Source organism: Actinoplanes sp. NPDC049802, from assembly GCF_040656595.1.
Taxonomy (GTDB): Bacteria; Actinomycetota; Actinomycetes; order Mycobacteriales; family Micromonosporaceae; genus Actinoplanes.
Genome location: NZ_JBFAMR010000035.1, coordinates 40183 through 59264 on the forward strand (window position 1 = coordinate 40183; position 19082 = coordinate 59264).

The following is a 19082-nucleotide window of genomic DNA, read 5'->3' on the forward strand; positions in this document are numbered from 1 at the left end:
TAGCGCACCATGCCTGAACAAAAGATCAAGCGTGCGAGAGATCAATCTTGAGAGGGGCCGCAATGACGACCGGAGTCGTCCGTGCCGCCCTCGTCCAGACCACCTGGACGGGCGACAAGGAATCGATGATCAAGGCACACGAGGATTACGCTCGTGAGGCCGCCGCCCAGGGCGCGAAGGTGATCTGCTTCCAGGAGCTCTTCTACGGCCCGTATTTCTGCCAGGTCCAGGACTCCGCCTTCTACGAGTACGCCGAATCCGTTCCCGGGCCGACCACCGAACGATTCCAGGCGCTGGCCGCGGAACTCGGCATGGTCATGATTCTGCCGATGTACGAGCAGGAGCAGCCCGGCGTCCTCTACAACACCGCGGCCGTGGTCGACGCCGACGGCAAATACCTCGGTAAATACCGGAAGAATCACATCCCGCAGGTGAAGGGCTTCTGGGAGAAGTTCTACTTCCGTCCCGGGAACCTGGGTTATCCGGTTTTCGACACCGCGGTGGGCCGGGTCGGCGTGTACATCTGCTACGACCGGCATTTCCCCGAGGGCTGGCGTGCCCTGGGCCTGAACGGGGCGCAGATCGTGTTCAACCCGTCGGCCACCAGCCGGGGCCTGTCGTCCTACCTGTGGCAGCTGGAGCAGCCGGCCAGCGCGGTCGCGAACGAGTACTTCATCGGCGCCATCAACCGGGTCGGCGTCGAGGAGCTCGGCGACAACGACTTCTACGGGCAGACCTACTTCGTCGACCCGGAGGGCAAGTTCGTCGGCGAGGTGGCGGACACCCACAACCCCGAGCTGATCGTCCGCGACCTGGACCTGAGCCTGCTCGGCACGGTCCGCGACCGGTGGCAGTTCTACCGCGACCGCCGGCCGGACTCCTATGACGGGCTGGTGGCCCCGTGACGACCCTCATCAAGGGCGGGACCGTCGTCGGGCCCACCGGAGCGACGAGAGCGGACGTGCTCATCGACGGCGAGACCGTCACCGCGCTCTTCGCACCGGGGCAGGCCCCCGACGGGCCGGAGATCATCGACGCCACCGGTAAGTACGTGATCCCCGGCGCCGTCGACGCGCACACCCACATGGAGCTTCCGTTCGGCGGCACCCACGCCAGCGACACCTTCGACACCGGGACCAGGGCGGCCGCGATCGGCGGGACGACCACGATCATCGACTTCGCGGTGCAACGGTACGGCGAGGTCGTTCAGGACGGGCTGGCCGCCTGGCACGGCAAGGCCGAGGGCAACTGTCACATCGACTACGCCTTCCACATGATCCTCGGCGGGGTCGGCGACGAATCACTCAAGGCCATGGACCAGCTGGTGGCGAGCGAGGGCATCAGCAGTTTCAAGCTCTTCATGGCGTACCCCGGGGTGTTCTACTCCGACGACGGCCAGATCCTGCGCGCCATGCAGAAGGCGCGGGACAACGGCGCCATGATCATGATGCACGCGGAGAACGGCCCGGCCATCGACGTGCTGGTCAAGCAGGCTCTGGAGCGCGGCGAGACGGACCCCATCCACCACGGCCTGACCCGGCCGCAGGAGCTGGAGGCGGAGGCCACCAGCCGGGCGATCTGGCTGGCGAGCGTGGCCGCCGACTGCCCGCTCTACATCGTTCACCTGTCCGCGTCCAAAGCGCTGGAGCAGGTCGCCCACGCCCGTGACCGGGGCCGCAACGTCTTCGCCGAGACCTGCCCGCAGTATCTGTACCTCACCCTGGAGGACCAGCTCGGCGCGCCCGGCTTCGAGGGCGCCAAGTGGGTCTGCTCGACGCCGCTGCGCAGCAGGCACGAGACGCACCGGGCCGACCTGTGGCAGGGCCTGCGCACCAACGACCTGTCGGTGGTGTCCACCGACCACTGCCCGTTCTGTTTCAAGGACCAGAAGGAGCTGGGCCGCGGCGACTTCTCCCGGATCCCGAACGGGATCGGCGGCGTCGAGCACCGGGTGGACCTGCTCTACCAGGGCGTCGTCGACGGCAAGCTGTCGCTGGCCCGCTGGGTGGAGACGATCGCGACCACCCCGGCCCGGATGTTCGGCCTCTACCCGCGCAAGGGCGTGATCCAGCCGGGCTCGGACGCCGACATCGTCCTCTACGACCCGAACGGTCGGACCCGGATCAGCGTCGAGACGCACCACATGAACATGGACCACTCCGCCTGGGAGGGCTGGGAGATCGACGGGAGGGTCGACACCGTCATCGCCCGCGGCGAGGTCATCGCGTCCGGTGGCGAGTACACCGGGCGGGCCGGCCGCGGCCGGTACCTCAAACGCGGCCTCAGCGACTACCTGATCTAGGAGGCGGGCTCATTGGACATCGGGGTGGTACTGCAGAACGACCCGCCCGCACTGGAGATCGTCGAGTGGGCGAAGAAGGCCGAGGCGGCCGGCTTCAGCCACTTCTGGACCTTCGACTCGCACGTGCTGTGGCAGGAGCCGAACGTGATCTACTCGGCGATCCTCGGCGCCACCGAGCGGATCGTGGTCGGGCCGATGGTCACCAACCCGGGCACCCGGGACTGGACGATCACGGCTTCGACCTTCGCGACCCTCAACGAGATGTACGGCAACCGCACGATCTGCGGCATCGGCCGGGGCGACTCCGCCCTGCGGGTGCTCGGCCTGACCCCACAGAGCCTCGGGCAACTGCGCGAGAGCGTGCTCGCCATCAAGGGCCTGGCCAACGGGGAGAAGGTCACGGTCCGCGGTCAGGAACTCCAACTGACCTGGGCCGCGGACAGCCGGCTGGACGTGTGGGTGGCGGCCTACGGCCCGAAGGCGCTCGCCATCACCGGCGAGGTCGGTGACGGGTACATCCTGCAACTCGCCGACCCGGACATCGCCGAATGGATGATCACCGCGGTGCGGGCGGCGGCGGCCCGGGCGGGCCGGGACCCGGACGCCATCAAGTTCTGCGTGGCGGCCCCCGCCTATGTCGGCGACGACCTCGCCCACCAGCGCGAACAGACGCGGTGGTTCGGCGGCATGGTCGGCAACCACATCGCCGACATCGTCGGCCGCTACGGCGGTGACGGCAAGGCGGTGCCGCAAGCGCTCACCGACTACATCAAAGCCCGGCAGGGGTACGACTACCGCGAACACGGACGGGCCGGCAACAGCCACACCACCTTCGTCCCCGACGAGATCGTGGACCGGTTCTGCGTCCTCGGCCCGGTGGAGAACCACGTCGAACGGCTCCGGGAACTCAAGCGGCTCGGGGTGGACCAGTTCGCGGTCTACCTGCAGCACGACGCCAAGGCCGAGACCCTCGCCGCGTACGGCGAGCACGTCATCCCGGCGTTCGGATGAGGAGAGCCCTCTCGGTCCTGGCCGGTCTGCTGGCGGCGGCGCTGCTGTGGGAGGGCTACAAGGCGGCCGGCGACCCCGAGGGGACGGTGCTGTTCGGCGTACGGGTCCTCCCGCGCGCCGACGACCTCTCCATGCCGCACCTGTGGACGATCCTGCGGCGGCTGGCCGATCCGGAGCTGGCCGGCGGCCGACCGGTGTGGCTGGTGGTGCTCGACGCGTGCCTGTTCACGCTCGGCGTCACCGCGGTCGGGTTCGCGGCCGGGGCGCTGATCGGGCTGGTCCTGGCGGCCGCGATGCAGCGGTTCCGGATCGTGGAGCGCGGGCTGCTGCCGTACGTGATCCTCTCCCAGACCGTGCCGCTCGTGGCGCTCGCGCCGCTGATCGCCGGCTGGGGCGGCACCCTCATGCCGCCCTGGGCCACCGTCGCGGTGATCGCCGCCTATCTGGCGTTCTTCCCGGTCGCGGTGGGGATGCTGCGCGGGCTCCAGTCGCCGTCCGCCGGCGGCGTGGAGCTGATGCGCAGCTACGCCGCGGGGTGGTGGCGCACGCTGGTGAAACTTCGTTTCCCGGCCGCCCTGCCCTATCTCTTCCCGGCGCTGCGGCTGGCCGGGGCGGCCGCGGTGGTCGGCGCGGTGGTCGGCGAGATCTCCACCGGCACGCGCGGCGGCATCGGCCGCCTGATCATCGAGTACTCGCGGGAGGCCACCTCGGATCCCGCCAAGGTCTACACGGCCATGCTCGGGGCGGCCCTGCTGGGCCTGCTCGTGGCGGGCGCCGTCTCGCTGCTGGAAGTGCCGCTCATGCGGCACCGGCGCCACGTGGAGGTGGTGACACTGTGAGCGACCTCGCGGTGGTCGTCGACAAGGTGACGAAGGTCTTCCACCAGGGCCGGCCCGACGAGGTGCTCGCCCTGTCGGACGTGGATCTCACCGTCGCCGACGGCGAGTTCGTGTCCCTGATCGGGCCGTCCGGCTGCGGCAAGAGCACCCTGCTGCGGCTGATCGCCGACCTGATCGAGCCGACCACCGGCACGGTCGCCGTCGCCGATCGCCCGGCCGCCCAGGCCCGCCGCGACCAGGAGTACGGCATCGCCTTCCAGCAGGCCGGGCTGTTCGAGTGGCGGACGGTCCGCCGCAACGTCGAGTTGCCGCTCGAGTTGCGCGGGATGCCGAGGGACGAGCGCAAGGCCAAGGCCGGGCAGATGCTGGAGCTGGTCGGCCTGGCCGACTTCGCCGGCCACTACCCGGGCCAGCTCTCCGGCGGCATGCAGCAGCGGGTGGCGATCGCCCGGGCGCTGGCGGTGCAGCCGCCGCTGCTGCTGATGGACGAGCCGTTCGGCGCCCTCGACGAGATGACCCGCGAACGGCTGCAGGGTGAGCTGCTCGGCATCTGCGCCAAGACCCGGACCAGCACGGTCTTCGTCACCCATTCGATCTCCGAGGCGGTGTTCCTGTCCGACCGGGTGGTGGTGATCCGGCCCGGCCGGGCCGGATCACCGCGTCGATCGAGGTGAAGCTCCCGTCCCGGGACGAGGCGGGACGGCAGGCCCCGGTCTACTTCGAGAAGATCACCGAGGTACGACAGGCGCTGCGCTCATGAGAGGTGGCGTCATGCGGCGCGTCCTTCCACCGGTCGCCGTCGGGGTCCTCGCCCTGCTCCTGTGGGAGGTCTTCGTGACGGCCGGCCGGGTCGCGCCGTTCATCCTGCCGGCGCCGTCGGCGATCGGGTCGCAGATCGTCGCCCAGCGGCAGAACATCTGGGAGGCGGCCCTGGCCAGCGGCGCCAACGCGCTGGTCGGCCTGATCGCCGGCACCGTGATGGCGGTGCTGGCCGCCCTCGCGGCGAGCCGTTTCCTGGTGCTGGGCGAGGTGTCGATCCCGTTCGCGGCGGTGCTCAACGCGCTGCCGATCATCGCGCTCGCCCCGATCCTCAACAACATGTTCGAGTCGACGAGCAGCGTTCCGCGCCGCCTGGTCACCGCGATCGTGGTGTTCTTCCCGGTCTTCCTCAACCTGCTGCGCGGGCTGCGCGAGGTCGATCCGATCCATCAGGAGCTGATGCGCACGTACGCGGCCTCCGGCTGGACCTTCGCCCGCAAGGTGCGGCTGCCCGGCGCGCTCCCCCATCTCTTCACCGGCCTGCGGCAGGCGTCGTCGCTGGCCGTGATCGCCGCGGTCGTCGCCGAGTACTTCGGCGGGCTGCAGGACGGGCTCGGCGCGCGGATCACCTCCGCAGCGGCGTTCACCGCCTATCCCCGTGCCTGGGCCTTCGTGGCCGGCGCCTGCCTCCTCGGACTCACCTTCTACCTGGTCACCCTCCTGCTGGAGCGCCTGGCCATGCCCTGGAGGTTCGTTCACGACCTCCCTTGACCGCCGCGTGCCGCAGCAGAGGCACCTGGTCTCCACCGTCGTGAACAAACCTCCCGAAACGACGTTCGATCAGCTAGTCAGGAGTACGCGTTGAAGCTCTCCCGGATTTTTCTCGCCTCCGTTCTCGCACTGACCGCCTGCGGCACCGCCGACACCGCCACCACTCCGGCCACCGGTGCGAGCGGCGCCCTCACCCCGATCAAGTTGCAGTTGCAGTGGTTCTACCAGGCCCAGTTCGCCGGTTACATCGCCGCCGTCGACCAGGGTTTCTACGCCGAGCAGGGACTCGACGTGACGCTGCTGGAGGGCGGTGTCGACATCGTCCCGCAGACCGTCCTCGCGCAGGGCAAGGCCGACTACGCGGTGGCCTGGGTGCCGAAGGCGCTGGCGTCGCGTGAGCAGGGCGCCGGCATCACCGACGTGGGGCAGATCTTCGCCCGCTCCGGGACGTACCAGGTGGCCTGGAAGGACAGCGGCATCGCCAAGGCCGCCGACCTGAAGGGCAAGAAGGTCGGCAACTGGGGCTTCGGCAACGAGTTCGAGCTGTTCGCCGGGATGACCAAGGCCGGGCTCGACCCCGGCAAGGACGTCACCCTGGTGCAGCAGCAGTTCGACATGCAGGCGCTGCTGAAGAAGGAGATCGACGCGGCGCAGGCGATGAGCTACAACGAGTACGCCCAGCTGCTGGAGGCGATGAACCCGGCGACCGGCAAGCTCTACACCGCCGACGACTTCGCGATCATCGACTGGAAGACCGAGGGCTCGTCGATGCTGCAGGACGCGGTGTGGGCGAACACCGAGAAGCTGAACGATCCGGCGTACCAGCAGCAGACCGTGAAGTTCCTGACCGCCACGATCAAGGGCTGGGCGTTCTGCCGGGACAACGCGGAGAAGTGCCGTGACCTGGTCGTCGCCAAGGGTTCCAAGCTGGGCCGGAGTCACCAGCTGTGGCAGATGAACGAGGTGAACAAGCTGGTCTGGCCGGCCGCCGCCGGTGGGGTCGGCACCGTCGACGAGGCGGCCTGGAAGCAGACCGTGGACATCTCGATGACCACGAGGAACCAGACCGGCGACACCGTGCTGACCAAGTCCCCGGAGGGCCTGGCCTACACGAACGACTACATCAAGCAGGCGATCGAGCAGGCCGAGGCCGCGGGCGTCGACGTCGAGGGGTCCGGTTTCCAGCCGGCCACGGTCACCCTGACCGAGGGCGGCGCATGATCTTCTAGAGCGGGATGAGACGAGCCGCGAGGGCGACCATCGTCAGGTCGCCCTTGCGGAGTTTCTCGGCCGCGTCCGCCTTGCCGAGCGCTTCCAGCCGCAGGGCGGACGTGTCGATCAAGGAGTCCTCCCCGGCCAGCAGCCGGCGGGCGATCCGCGCCTGGGCCGGCGACAGCTCCGCGTAGGCGCACTTGTCCAGCGCCTCGACCGTCTCGTCGTCGAGGTTGCCGTCCAGCGCCCGCTCGGTGACCACCTTGATCAGCCAGCTCGGCCACCAGCTGTACTTCCCGACGACCAGCCCGGAGTGCAGCGCCGCCGCCGGGGTGAACCCGCCGGCCAGCATCTTGACCGCGAGCTCGCCGTCGAACCGCTCCATCCGCAGGGCGCCCACGAAGACGCGCAGGATCTGCTGCGTCTTGAGGAACTCCTCGGCGGCGTGCGCCGCCTCGCCGAAGCGGCTTTGCAGCAGCGCACACGTCGCGTGCGCCTCGATGAGCGAGAACGCCTCGCCGGATCTCTCCTCCAGCCGATCGACCGTGGCGACCAGCCGCTCGACACTCTTGGCGGCACGCTCCGCCAGCTCCTCGCTCTGCGGCTTGTTGAGATGCCGGACCATCACGTCGGTGGCGATCTCCGCCTCCCGCCTCAGCAGCTGCGAGCCGATCTTCGCATTGATCAGGTCCCCCAGGCCCTCGGTGAGATATGCGGTGTCGAACCGCTCGGAGGCCTCGGGGAACTGCGCCCACCATGACGCCGGGTGTCTCCGCTGGTGTTGTGTCACGCACCAAGAGTGACCTACCGATTACGCTCCGGCAAAGGATTCGGTGAGGTGGAATGCGTGGCCAACTTCACCGGGGCTTCTGCTCGAACAGCGCGGCCGGATTCAGCAGCCCCGCCTTCACCACGGTCCGGCTCAACGGGCGGGTCAGCTCGGCCAGCCGCAGGCACCCCTGCTCGCCGATCGCCCGATACGCCACCTCGGCCACCTGGTCGGTGCGATCCTCGATGTGGGCCCGCAACCGCGCCCCCTCCTCGGTGAGCCCCTCGTCGCCGAGCAGCCCGCTGCGCCGCAGGTCGTCCTCGGCACCGGCCCACTGCTCGCGGCTCCAGCCGCGGGTCCCCCGCAGGAACCGGCCGTCGATCTCACCACTGGCCGCGTGCATGACGATCGCGTCGAGGCCGCTGACCCCGTTGGCCAGCAGCGCCGCCACGTGCCCGTCGCCACGGAACTCACGCAACAGCATCTGCGCGTGGAACAGCACCAGATGCGGCGACCGCGGCCACGGCAGCGTGGTGTGCGCGGCGAACAACGGCCGGCCGTGCGGCAGCCGGGCCGCCGCCTCCGCCGCCGTACGGGCCAACTCGGCCGCCTCGGCCACCTCCGGGCCGGCCAGCACGTCCGCGCCCAGGCCCCGGGTCAGGGCGGCGTCCGCGGCCTCCAGGCGGGCCTGCACCAGCTGCTCGGGGCGGGCCTTGGCCCAGGCGGCGGGCAGGGCGCGGGCGACCCGGTCCGGGTTGAAGTTGTAGAAGGTGGCGGCCACGATCTCCGGTCCCACCGGGCCGAACGCGGCCCCGCGGGAGGCGAAGTAGCCGTCCATCGGGCTGAGGCCCAGCTTCGCGTACCGCTCGGGGGACTCGGGCACGAAGTAGACCATCGCGTGCAACGGCTCGGTGACCCGCCAGGCGAGGCGGTACGGGCTCTCGGTCACGGTTCCCACGGCAGCTCCTCGGCGTGGACGGTGTCTCCGGAGCCGACGGTCCCGGAGTGGCGCGGCGCCGGCCGCGACGCCACCGTATGCCATCGACCGGATCTGCGGGACGCCTCACGTACCACCAGATGCACCGGCAGTGGCGGGGGCGGGAACGGGCCGGCGCCCCAGCGCACCCAGATCGCCAGCCGGCCGGCCGCCGCCTCGGCGAGCAGTTTGTCGATCGTGCGCTGCCGCTCCAGCCGGTCCACCTCGATCGCCACCGGCGGGCCGCCGGGGCGCGCGCAGGCCACGTCCAGCACCGAGTTTCCGCGCAGCGGCGGGGGCAGCGGGAAGACGCTCGGCGCCCGCCGGTAGACACGCCAGCCCTGCTCCCCGGCCCAGGCGGCGACCGCGTCCACGATCCGCGCGGTCGCCTCGCTCTCCGGCAGATCGGCGAAGGTCACCCGCTCCAGCCAGCCGGCGAGCGACCGGGCGGTCGAGGTGCCCTCGTCGGAAACGTTCACCGCCGTACGATATCGGGGTCTTATGCGGCGGCCGTCACGTGCTGGGCCGCGAGAAGCGCGGTGAGCTGATCGGCCGGCATCGGCCGGGCCAGATGGTAACCCTGGCCGACGTGGTATCCGAGGCGCAGCAGCCGGTCGGCCTGCTCCCGGCTCTCGATGCCCTCGGCCACCGTGTCCAGGCCGAGCGCGCCGGCGAGCTGGACCACGGCGCGGGCCACCGCCTGCCGGGCGTCCGCCGCCGGAGTGCCCGGCTCGTCCAGCTCGATGCCGTCGACGAACGACTTGTCCAGTTTGACGATCGCCGCCGGGAAAGTTCGCAGCAGGCTCAGCGACGACTCGCCGGTGCCGAAGTCGTCGAGAGCCAGCCGCACGCCGAAGTCGTACAGCTCGTGCAGCACCCGCAGCACGTGCTGGCCGCGCAGCACCGCCGACTCGGTCAGCTCCAGCACGAGCCGGCCGGCGGGCAGCCCGTGGTCGGCGAGCGCGGCCAGCACGTCCGCCACGAAATCCGGGTCGTGCAACTGGCGCACGGACACGTTCGGCGCCACCTTCTCCAGCGCGTCCGGACCGAACTCGGCCAGCCACACGGCGGCCTGCCGGCAGGTCTCGCGCAGCACCCAGCGGCCCAGCGGCACGATCAGCCCGGTACGTTCCGCGGCCGGGATGAACTCGGCCGGCGGCACCAGGCCACGATCCGGATGCTCCCAGCGGACCAGCGCCTCCACCCCGACGATCCGGCCGTCGTCGAGACGCACGATCGGCTGGTAGTGCAGCCGGAACTCGCCGGCGTCCAGAGCCCGCCGCAGGTCGCCGCCGAGCTGGGCGTACGCCTGAGCCGGACGTTCCATGCCGTCGGCGTAACGCACCCAGTTGGCGCGTCCGCGCTGTTTGGCGGCGTACAGGGCGGCGTCGGCCCGGCGCAGCAGGCCGCCGGCCGCCGCGCCCGCCGGACCGGTCGCCAGGCCCGCGCTGAACTGGACCAGCAGCCGCTGCTCGCTGATCGGCACGGCGGTCGCCGCGGCCACCCGTGCGGCCACCTCCTCGCCGTCGGCCGGCCCCGGCAACAGCACCGCGAACTCGTCGCCGGCCAGCCGGGACACCACCGACGCCGGCCCGGCCGCGTCGCACAGCACCGCGGCGAACGCGACGAGCAGACCGTCCCCGGCGTCCTGGCCGAGCGAGTCGTTGACCGTCTTGAACTCGTCCAGGTCGGCCACCAGCACGGTGGCCGGGCCGGTGGCCAGCGCCTCCTCCAGCCGCTGCCGGAACAGCGCCCGGTTCGCCAGCCCGGTCAGCGGATCGTGGGTGGCCTGATGCCGCAGCCGCGCCTCGGACTCCTGCCGCTCCCGCAGCAGCCGGGTGTTCTCCCGGAAGGCCACGTACTGACGGACCGCGACCAGGGCGGTGACCAGCACCGCCGCGGACACCACGAAGGCGCCCTCCCAGATGCCCGGCGCCCAGTGCCAGCGGCGGACCAGCACGTCGACGACCGGGATGTCCACCGCCACGATCGCCAGGTACGGCAGCCACACGTTCGCGGGACGGCCCGGCGCGGACGGCGCGGTCAGCTGACGGCGGGCGCCGAGGGCGACCAGCATTCCGCAGACCGGCATAACCACCGCCTGGCCGGGCAGGATGCCGTGGTAGCCGCCGAGCACCGCGAGCAGCGCGACCGCGGCCGCGGCCATGCCGGTCGAGGCGACCAGCCGCATGGCGACCCGGTCCACCGGCCCGCCCCCGATGTACGACACCTTGGTGATCGACCCGGCCGCGAACGTGCACGCCAGCAACAGCACCACCAGCGCCGCCGGGGTCCACGGCTGGGGCGCCCAGTACATCGGGGCGATCCCGAAGTGCCACAGCACGGTGGCGCAGCCGAGGAACGCGATGGTCCGGTCCAGCCACTGCTTGCCGCGCTCGTACCCGCCGGTCACGCCGAGCGGCACCTGGGCCACGCCCCACATCGCCACGAGCACGCCGGAGCCGATCAGCGCCGCGCCGGCCGGGGCATCGCGGGCAGCTCCGGACCGGTGCGGACGGCCGCCACGGCCAGCAGGGTGAACCCGGCCGCGAACAGGTGGCAGCAGATCTCCAGCAGCAGCCAGAACCGGCGGCCGGCCGGGGGCATCGTCGTCGCGCGGCGCAAGGATCGTACGGACAGGCCGCCCAGCGCCATCGACACCGGCATGAACAGGTAACCGAGCGCCACCGGGCCCGGGGCCGCCACCGTCCAGGCCACGTACCAGAGGACACCGAGCAGACCGGTCAGGGCGGTCGCGACCACGTGACGGATCATGACGCGTACGCCCGGGAACGCTGCTTGTCCTCGTACATCAGCAGGTCCGCGGCGTGCAGCAGGTGATCCGGGTCGGCGGCCGGCCCGACCGCGGCCCCGATGCTGGCGCCCACCCGCAGCGGCCGCCCGGCGATGTCGGCCGGCCGGTCCAGGGCCTCCCGCAGCCGGCCGGCGATCCGTTCGGCCGCCTCCGCGCCGGTGGCCAGGACCGCGAACTCGTCGCCGCCCAGCCGGGCCGGCAGGTCGCCCGGGCCGGAGCACTCACGCAACCGGTCCGCCACGTGCCGCAGCACCTCGTCGCCGACGGCATGCCCGTACGTGTCGTTGATGTGTTTGAAGCCGTTGAGATCGATCAGCAGCACCGCCGCGTCGCCGTGCAGCCCGGTCACCGCCGCGGTGAACTGGCGCCGGTTCGCGAGCCCGGTCAGCTCGTCGTGGCCGGCCTGGTAGCGCAGTTGCTCGTGCAGTTCCCGGGACTCGGTCACGTCCCGCGAGTTGCTCACCACACCCTCGATGCCGGGCTCGTGGGTGAGGTTGACCGCGACCACCTCCAGCCAGCGCCACGATCCGTCGGCGTGCAGGAAGCGCCCGTGGAAGGTCAGCTCGGCGCCCGGGGTCGAATACAGCAGGTCCAGATCGTCGCTGAGCGGCGCCCGGTCCTCGTGGTGCAGCGTGTCCAGCGAGTCGCGGCCCAGCACGGCCGACGCCGGGAGGCCGAGCACCCGTTCCACCGCCGGGCTCACATAGGTGAACCCGGCGTCCGGCGACGCGATCGAGATGACCTCGGAGGAGTGCCGGAGCAGGCCGTTCAGCCGCTGCTCACGGTTGCGGATCTCGACGAGCAGGCTGTCGTTCTCGGCCAGCGCGAGGACCTGCCGGGCGATCACCAGGGCGACGTTGACCAGCAGCCCGGTCAGCGCGCCCCACGCGCTCAGCCCGAGACCGTCGGTGGCCAGCACGATCACCAGCGCGGCGGCACAGATGACCGTCCCGGTGTACGGCAGGACGCTGTACCGGCCGCGCAGGGCCCGCTCCAGCCACAGCCGCCCGTCCAGGCCCGCGGCGCCGCGCAGCAACTGGATCCGCGGGCCGGCCAGCACCAGCACCAGCGGGGCGGTGGCCAGCGCCATCTGGCTGCCGCTGTCCCCGGCGCTGCCGCTGGGCAGCAGAATGTTGCCGACCGCCTGCAGGACGGTGGCCGACACGATCGGCACGGCGGCCATCCCGCTCAGCGGTGTCTCCCCGGTCAGGCCGGACCTCACCGCCACGAAGACGGCACAGAGCACCAGGCCGCAGCCGAACAGCGCGACGAAGTGGGCGCCCGCGCCCACCTCGGCCAGGTCCGGCCGGGTCATCAGGCACCAGGCCACCGACGCCGACGCGGTGTTGATCAGGGCGGTGTCCAGCAGCAGGCGGATCCGTTTGCGGCGCGGCCGGTCACGGTTCCGGTGCACCATCGCCACGGCGCAGACCAGGACGACGCCGGAGAGGGCGGCGGTCGACTGCACCGGGTGGAAGGTGAGCCGGTCGATGCCGGGGTCGGCCAGGACGGCGTACAGCTGGACCAGGTCACCGGCGGCGAAGAGCAGGCCGGCGGCGGAGAGGGCCCGCCAGAACCGGTCCGCGTGGGGCGGCAGGTCCAGGACGCGGTGCACCCGGCGGGCCGACCAGAACAGCAGCAGGTCCAGCATCGGGGCGAGCAGCCAGGCGGCCACCAGCTGGGCCCGGGGTGTGCCCGGATCCAGGGCGAACCCGCCCACCAGCAGGACACCGGCCACGGCCAGGGTGATCAGCACGGGGTCACGCCGCAGCGGCACTCCGCCACCACCCTTCCGCTCCGGTCGGCGTCCCCGGCGGCGATCGGCCGCCGGGGTGGAGGTCTGGACAGAAGCCGGTGACCGGCACGCCCCGGCTTGTCATGGCGGGTGGGGCGTGCCGGTCACCGGAGGCTCACTCGCCTTCCGGCGCCTCGGTGGTCTCTCCGCCCTCCGGCGCGTCGGTCGGGGTGGGCGACGGCTCCTCGGACGGCGTCGCGCTGGGCGACTCGGTGGGAGCCGACGTGGGTGCCGAGGTGGGTGCCGACGTCGGCGCTGAGGTCGGCTCGGACGTCGGCTCGGACGTCGGCTCGGACGTCGGCGTGGCGGACGGTGACGACGGCGCCGGCGTCGGCTTGACCGCCTTGCCGGTCGCCTGGATCCGGTCGGCCGTGTAGACCGTGTCCACCCGGGTGCCGGTGACCGACACCTTGTGGCCGGCGGCCAGGCTCGCGACCTTGACCTTCTTGCCGTTCAGGACGATCCGGGCGCCGGACGCGACGGACATCGTCACCGACTTGCCGCGGACGTCCTTGGTGCCGCTCTTCGCGGCCACCGTGATCGTGTCGCCGGCCACCGCGGTGATCGTGCCGGACGCCTGGAAGTTGACCTTCTTGACCGGCGTCTTGGTGGGCTTGGCCGGGGCCGGTTTGGTGGGTTTGGCGGTCTCCTTCGGCCCCTTGGCGGCCGAAGCGGTGGCCGGCGAGTCCTGGGCGTACGCGACTACTCCGGTGCCGACGGCCGGAACGGTGACGGCGGCGGCCATGGCGAGGGCGGCGGCGGTACGGCGCATGCGCATCTGACTGAACTCCTCAGCTCGGGGGAGTTCCCACTCTGAGCGGCGCCGGGTTCAGGCGGGTTGACCGGTCGGTTGCCGCATGGTTGCATCCGTTGGGCACCCGTGATGCCGGCATGGGTTGACATGCCCCGCCCACTGGGCGAATGTCCTGGGATGCACGAAGTTTGGCCGGCCCCGGACACGCTCCTGGCCTCGCGGTACCGCCTGGTCACCCTCCTCGAGACGGGTGGCATGGCCCAGGTGTGGCGAGCCGCTGACGAGCTGCTGGACCGGCCGGTCGCGGTCAAGCTTCCGGCCGGTGACACCCGTGCCGGTCACCTGGCCTGGCGGGAGGCGCGGCTCGCGGCCCGGCTCTCGCACCCGGGCATCGCGGCCGTCCACGACTACCGGGAAGCGGTCCGGCCGGACGGCTCGGTGGCGCCGTTCGTGGTGATGGAGCTGCTCGACGGCGAGACCGTCGCGGCCCGGCTCTGCGACGCGGGCGGCCCCATGCCGTGGGGCGAGGCCGTGTCGATCGGCACCGCCGTCGCCGAGGCGCTGGCCGCCGCGCACGCCGCCGGGGTGGTGCACCGCGACATCAAACCGGGCAACGTGATGCTGTGCCCCGGCGGGGTCAAACTGCTCGACTTCGGCATCAGCGCCGCCGCCGGCGAGTCGGACGACGACGAGACCGGCGCCAGCTTCGGCACACCCGCCTACGCCGCCCCGGAACGGCTCGACGGCAAACCGGCCGAGCCCGCCACCGACCTCTACGGGCTGGGCGTCCTCCTCTTCGAGATGGTCGCGGGGGTTCCGCCCTACGACGTCGACACCTGGGAGGAACTGGCCGCCGCCCAGGCGAACGGCCCCACTCCCCTGCCGGAGACCCTGCCCGCCCGGCTGCGCGAGCTGATCCTGCGCTGCCTCGACGAGGACCCGCTGCGCCGTCCCACGGCCGCTCAGGCCCGCCGCGTCCTGGCCCGCCTGATCCCGGCCGCCCCGGAGCGCCTCACCATCCCGCTGCCCGGACGTCCGCCCACCGGCCTGGCCCGGGTCCTGCCGGCGCCCGCCGCCGGCCCGCAGCGGTCCCCGATGGTTCGCCGCGCCACCGTCGGCGCCGCCCTCGCGGTGACGGCCGTCGCGTTCCTCGCCGTGATCAACATGGTCGGCGATTCGCAGCACGAGGCCGAGTTCGCCCAGCCGCCCAGCGGCGCTCCCACCACCACGGCGCCCACCGGGCCCGAGTCGACACCGCCACCCTCGCCACCGCAGCCGAGCCCGTCGGCGACCGCCTCCGCCCCGGCGGCGACGCTGACCGTCGACGTCGCCCTCAGCCGGGTCCGCGCCGCCGTCGAACGCGGCGAGGACCTCGGCGAGATCCGCCCCGACGTGGCCCTCGACTTCATGAACCTGCTGCGCCTCATCGACCCGGACGCCGAAGCCGACCTCACCGAACAGGTCGACCAGCTCACCCGCAAGGTCCGCCAGCGCCTCAACGAGGGCGGCATCACCGAGACCCAGGCCACCGTGCTCCAGCGGCGGCTGTCCGACCTTCGGGGCCTGACAACCCCATGACCCCTTTCCGGTACGCGGCACGCCGCCCCCGGCAACCCGACCGTCCCGTGAAGCCCCCGCGATCAACTGCCGGGTCACGCCCGTGCCGCGCCCACCGGGCTGAGATCGACGGTCCTTCGACGCGGTCCGGCGGCGTGGAGAACGCCAGGCCGCGGGCCTAGGATCTCCGTCATGCCCGCAACCAGTGATTACGCGGTTCTGTCGGCTGCTCTCGCGGGCTCCGCGGAGGTTCTGTTCCTGGAACCCGATGCGGAACGGGTCATGCAGGAGGAGGTCCATCACGACGCCCGCGAGGAGATTCGCCGGCGTGGCATGCCGACCGACACCCCGTACCTCGGCTGGCACACCCAGGCGATGGCATTCGACCGGAAGGGATCACTGCGGCGTCCCCAGGCGGTCTACTTCGGCGGGGACCGTGCGACCGTCGAGCGGGCGTTGCGGCGGCTCGAACCGGCGGGCTACGCGGTGTTCGGTGGGCGAACCGACTCCGAAGCGTTCCTGATCGTCCGGGACGCCCACCCCACCGCGGCGGACCCGGCTCAACTCGGCGAGTGGCTGGTACGCCTGGCGCTCCTCAGCGATCCGAACCTCACCGTCGGGTCGTGGCCGGACAGACAGCCGGCGCCGCTGCGTGACGGCGAAGCGGACCTGCTGCACACGGTCCTGTCCTTGAGCGGCATGGCGCCCGTACACCGGCAGGCCTTTCTCGTCCTGTGCCGGCGCGGCCTTCTGACCACCGAGGACATCGACCGTCTACTGCCGACGTGGCGGACGGTCTTCGCCGAGGATCCGTCCGCCTTCGCCCGGGCGGCGCTCGACAGTGGGCACGCCGATGCCGGCCGGCTGATCGGCGAACTCCTCACCGACGGTGCGGCTACCGCGGACCTGCTGTGGGCCTGGGGCGATCCGGCCGCACTGCCCGGTTGCCGGCGGCTCGCCCTGCGTGGCGACAACGTCGACGTCTACCTGCGTCTGGCCGCGCTCGACGGCACACCGCCCAGCGCATCGGCGATCGCGCTGGCCGTCGAGATGCGCGCGGCGCCCGACCCCGATCCCGCCGCACAGAAGCGCCGGGTGGAAGCCCTCTGCCGTGCGTTACCGCATGCGGTCGCCGATCCTGATCTACCGATCCAGCGCAAGATCGTCGACACTCTGCGAGACGGTGCCGTGCCGGCATGGTTACGGGCCGAACTCGTCCGGATGCACGCCTACCTGCCCTTCGGTCTTCGGTCCGAACTGAACCGGCTCACCCACGGATCCGGCGGCAGACGCCACTCCCCCGAGCCGGCGATCGGTCCTGAGGACATGCGTACGGTCCTGGCGGAATGGGACGAGGCCGCCGACGGTGCCCGGCGTGCCGCGGGGCTACCGCCCTGGCCCGGCTTCGACCCGGAGAACGCCCGTTGCCGTACGGCCGCCGTCGAACTGTTCGAGGCGACCGCCCCCGGTCACGTCGCCGGCCTGCGTGCCTGTGCGGCGGACCGCTCCACCTCCGAACCCGGTACGGCGGCATGCCTGCACCTGCTCGCGGCCACGTCGAGTCTGCGGGCACAAGACCTGGCCGCGGTGGGCGAACGCTGGCCGGAACTGTTCGTTCCGCCGACGCCGTACACCGGGTCACCGCCCGCTCTGCTGACCCTCGTCCGGGCGCTGCGCTCCGCCGGCGACCCGCTCGCCACCACCATCACCCGCACCGTGCTGGCTGACCGCAACGGCTGGAGCAAGCCGTTGCGTCATCTGCTCGCCGGCGAGATGTTCACCGACGAGGAAACCGCGGCCGGTCTCTGGTCGGTCGCCGCCTCCACCTCGTCGACGGCCGAGGGTAGGGACCAAGCCGCTCAGGGCTTCGTGCTGCTCGACAGCCGCCGCTCCGGTGGGAGTCCACAGCAGTCCGCGGCCCGCGCGTACGCGGCCGCCGCCGTACCGGGGATTCCGTTCGTCGGCCGGGCCTTCGTCATCGGCGCGATCGCCCTCGCCGACCCCCGCCGGCCCCTGTGGGGCTACTTCGACAAGGGGTCCGTCCGCTGGTTGTCCGCCGCCCTGCTGGTGGCCGGGGACGAGGAGCTGCCCCTCGACTTCCGGCGGGTGGCGTCGACCATCGCCGGCGAATCGGCCGTCCTCAGCGATCCGGCGGGGCAACGACTGGTGGCCGCCGACCGGACCACCGCCGGGGATCTCCGGAACCGGTTCGAACAGATCTCCGGCCGCCTGCTCGGCTCCTGATCCACTGCTGGTCACCGGCGGCCTGCGGATCTTGGTGGGTGGCTCACCGATCTCGGCCCGGCGGGCGCGGCACGGGCCGGACCACGACGCGAGCGCGCGCCGCACGGACGTGACGATCCGGATCGGGCGGGGCGAGGTCGCGCGTACCGGAAAGGAGGGAGACGCGGACCTCGACCCGTGGAGCGCTAAGCGCTCCCGCGCAGAATGAGACGGGTGGGGAGCACGGTCTCCCAGGCGGAGGGCTCCTCGCCGTCGATCTTGGTGAGCAGCAGCCGGACCATCTCCTGGCCCATCTGCTCGATCGGCTGGTAGACGCTGGTCAGCGGCGGATCGGTGTGCCGGGCGATGACCGAGTCGTCGAAGCCGATCACCGCGACGTCCTGGGGGACGCGCCGCCCGGCCCGGCGCAGCACGCGCAGCGCGCCGGCGGCCATCATGTCGGAGGCGGCGAAGACGGCGTCGATCTGCGGGTACTGGGTGAGCAGCCACTCCATGGCGGTGGCGCCGCTGAGTTCGCCGAAGTCGCCGCGGGCGGCCGGGCCGTCGCCGACGACGTCGCGATAGCCGTCGTAGCGGGCGATGCCGACGGCCATGTCGAGCGGGCCGGTGATCGTGGCGATGCAGCGCCGCCCCTGGTCGCGCAGGTAGGTGACGGCGGACCGGGCGCCGCCGCGGTTGTCGGCGTCGACGAAGCTGACCGGTTCGGGATGGAACGGCCGGCCGGCCCGGACCGTCGGCACGCCGCGCTCCTCGAGGAGGGCGGGCAGCGGGTCGTCGCCGTGCAGGGACAGCAGCAGCGCGCCGTCGACGTGCTGGCGGGTCAGGTAGCCCTCGAGCTGGCGGCGCTCCTCGGGCGCCTGCGCGATCATCAGAACCATCTGGAGGTTGCGCGCGACCAGCACCGACGAGATGGACTGCACGATGCGGCCGAAGAACGGCTCGGCGAAGAACCGCTCGCCGGACTCGAAGATCACCAGGGCGATCGAATCGGTTCGTTGGGTGACGAGCGCACGAGCGGCCCGGTTCGGCACGTAGCCCAGGGCGTCGATGGCGTCCTGAACGGCCTGCCGCGCCTTGGGGCTGACCTGCGCCGACCCGTTGACGACCCGGGACACCGTCCCGCGGCCGACGCCGGCCCGGGCAGCGACCTCTTCGAGGGTCGGCCGCCCGGTCGAGCGGCTCCGGTCCTCCCTCATCGTGTGACCGTCCTTTCCGCGCCCCGACCCTGAGATGTGCACGATTCCAGGTACGCCCTGATGAGGGTAGCCCCCCAGCCGA

The 19082-nt window shown here is 71.9% G+C and carries 17 protein-coding genes; 9 read left to right on the plus strand and 8 right to left on the minus strand.

The annotated features are described in order from the left end of the window. The first annotated feature begins 62 nt into the window (after positions 1-62). The 7 genes from AB0I88_RS23885 to AB0I88_RS23915 all read left to right on the plus strand — a co-directional run bounded on the left by AB0I88_RS23885 (position 63) and on the right by AB0I88_RS23915 (position 6903). Positions 63-905 carry a nitrilase-related carbon-nitrogen hydrolase gene (locus tag AB0I88_RS23885; protein WP_361028446.1) on the plus strand — a complete coding sequence of 281 codons (843 nt, stop codon included), beginning with the start codon at positions 63-65 and terminating at the stop codon, positions 903-905. Next, a complete protein-coding gene (gene hydA, locus AB0I88_RS23890; RefSeq protein WP_361028449.1) occupies positions 902-2302 on the plus strand; it encodes a dihydropyrimidinase in 1401 nt (466 codons plus the stop codon). The genes AB0I88_RS23885 and hydA overlap by 4 nt, the downstream gene beginning before the upstream one ends. A 12-nt stretch (positions 2303-2314) precedes the next feature. Next, positions 2315-3313, plus strand: a complete 999-nt coding sequence (locus tag AB0I88_RS23895) for a TIGR03842 family LLM class F420-dependent oxidoreductase (protein WP_361028452.1) — start codon at positions 2315-2317, stop codon at positions 3311-3313. Further along, positions 3310-4152 (plus strand): ABC transporter permease subunit, encoded by an 843-nt coding sequence (locus AB0I88_RS23900; protein WP_361028455.1) that lies wholly within the window; start codon positions 3310-3312, stop codon positions 4150-4152. The genes AB0I88_RS23895 and AB0I88_RS23900 overlap by 4 nt, the downstream gene beginning before the upstream one ends. Further along, a complete protein-coding gene (locus AB0I88_RS23905; protein WP_361028458.1) occupies positions 4149-4826 on the plus strand; it encodes an ABC transporter ATP-binding protein in 678 nt (225 codons plus the stop codon). Before AB0I88_RS23900 ends, AB0I88_RS23905 begins: the two co-directional genes overlap by 4 nt. Before the next feature lie 97 nt (positions 4827-4923). Then, entirely contained in the window at positions 4924-5682 is a 759-nt protein-coding gene (locus AB0I88_RS23910) for an ABC transporter permease subunit (protein ID WP_361028461.1), read from the plus strand. 90 nt (positions 5683-5772) lie between these two features. Then, positions 5773-6903, plus strand: a complete 1131-nt coding sequence (locus tag AB0I88_RS23915; RefSeq protein WP_361028464.1) for an ABC transporter substrate-binding protein — start codon at positions 5773-5775, stop codon at positions 6901-6903. A gap of 4 nt (positions 6904-6907) precedes the next feature. On the opposite strand, the gene AB0I88_RS23920 is transcribed toward AB0I88_RS23915, so the two are convergent. The 7 genes from AB0I88_RS23920 to AB0I88_RS23950 all read right to left on the minus strand — a co-directional run bounded on the left by AB0I88_RS23920 (position 6908) and on the right by AB0I88_RS23950 (position 14027). Further along, positions 6908-7684 (minus strand): hypothetical protein, encoded by a 777-nt coding sequence (locus AB0I88_RS23920; RefSeq protein ID WP_361028467.1) that lies wholly within the window; start codon positions 7682-7684, stop codon positions 6908-6910. A gap of 67 nt (positions 7685-7751) precedes the next feature. After that, positions 7752-8621, minus strand: a complete 870-nt coding sequence (locus tag AB0I88_RS23925; protein WP_361028470.1) for a hypothetical protein — start codon at positions 8619-8621, stop codon at positions 7752-7754. Beyond that, positions 8609-9118 carry a hypothetical protein gene (locus AB0I88_RS23930; protein WP_361028472.1) on the minus strand — a complete coding sequence of 170 codons (510 nt, stop codon included), beginning with the start codon at positions 9116-9118 and terminating at the stop codon, positions 8609-8611. The genes AB0I88_RS23925 and AB0I88_RS23930 overlap by 13 nt, the downstream gene beginning before the upstream one ends. A gap of 20 nt (positions 9119-9138) precedes the next feature. After that, complete coding sequence (locus tag AB0I88_RS23935; RefSeq protein ID WP_361028475.1) at positions 9139-11094, minus strand: bifunctional diguanylate cyclase/phosphodiesterase; 1956 nt, start codon at positions 11092-11094, stop codon at positions 9139-9141. Positions 11095-11105: 11 nt separating this feature from the next. Then, positions 11106-11402, minus strand: coding sequence for a hypothetical protein (locus tag AB0I88_RS23940; protein WP_361028478.1), 297 nt, complete (start codon positions 11400-11402; stop codon positions 11106-11108). 8 nt (positions 11403-11410) lie between these two features. Next, positions 11411-13231 carry a sensor domain-containing diguanylate cyclase gene (locus AB0I88_RS23945; protein ID WP_361028481.1) on the minus strand — a complete coding sequence of 607 codons (1821 nt, stop codon included), beginning with the start codon at positions 13229-13231 and terminating at the stop codon, positions 11411-11413. Between the two features lie 133 nt (positions 13232-13364). Next, positions 13365-14027 (minus strand): hypothetical protein, encoded by a 663-nt coding sequence (locus tag AB0I88_RS23950; RefSeq protein ID WP_361028484.1) that lies wholly within the window; start codon positions 14025-14027, stop codon positions 13365-13367. Between the two features lie 153 nt (positions 14028-14180). On the opposite strand from AB0I88_RS23950, the gene AB0I88_RS23955 reads away from it, so the two are divergent. After that, positions 14181-15581, plus strand: a complete 1401-nt coding sequence (locus AB0I88_RS23955; RefSeq protein ID WP_361028487.1) for a serine/threonine-protein kinase — start codon at positions 14181-14183, stop codon at positions 15579-15581. Between the two features lie 171 nt (positions 15582-15752). Then, the gene (locus AB0I88_RS23960; RefSeq protein WP_361028490.1) at positions 15753-17804 is read left to right on the plus strand and encodes a hypothetical protein; all 2052 of its coding nucleotides are present in this window, start codon (positions 15753-15755) and stop codon (positions 17802-17804) included. A gap of 185 nt (positions 17805-17989) precedes the next feature. Here the strand turns inward: AB0I88_RS23960 and AB0I88_RS23965 are convergent, their stop codons facing one another. Continuing rightward, the gene (locus tag AB0I88_RS23965; protein ID WP_361028493.1) at positions 17990-19000 is read right to left on the minus strand and encodes a LacI family DNA-binding transcriptional regulator; all 1011 of its coding nucleotides are present in this window, start codon (positions 18998-19000) and stop codon (positions 17990-17992) included. Between the last annotated feature and the right edge of the window lie 82 nt (positions 19001-19082).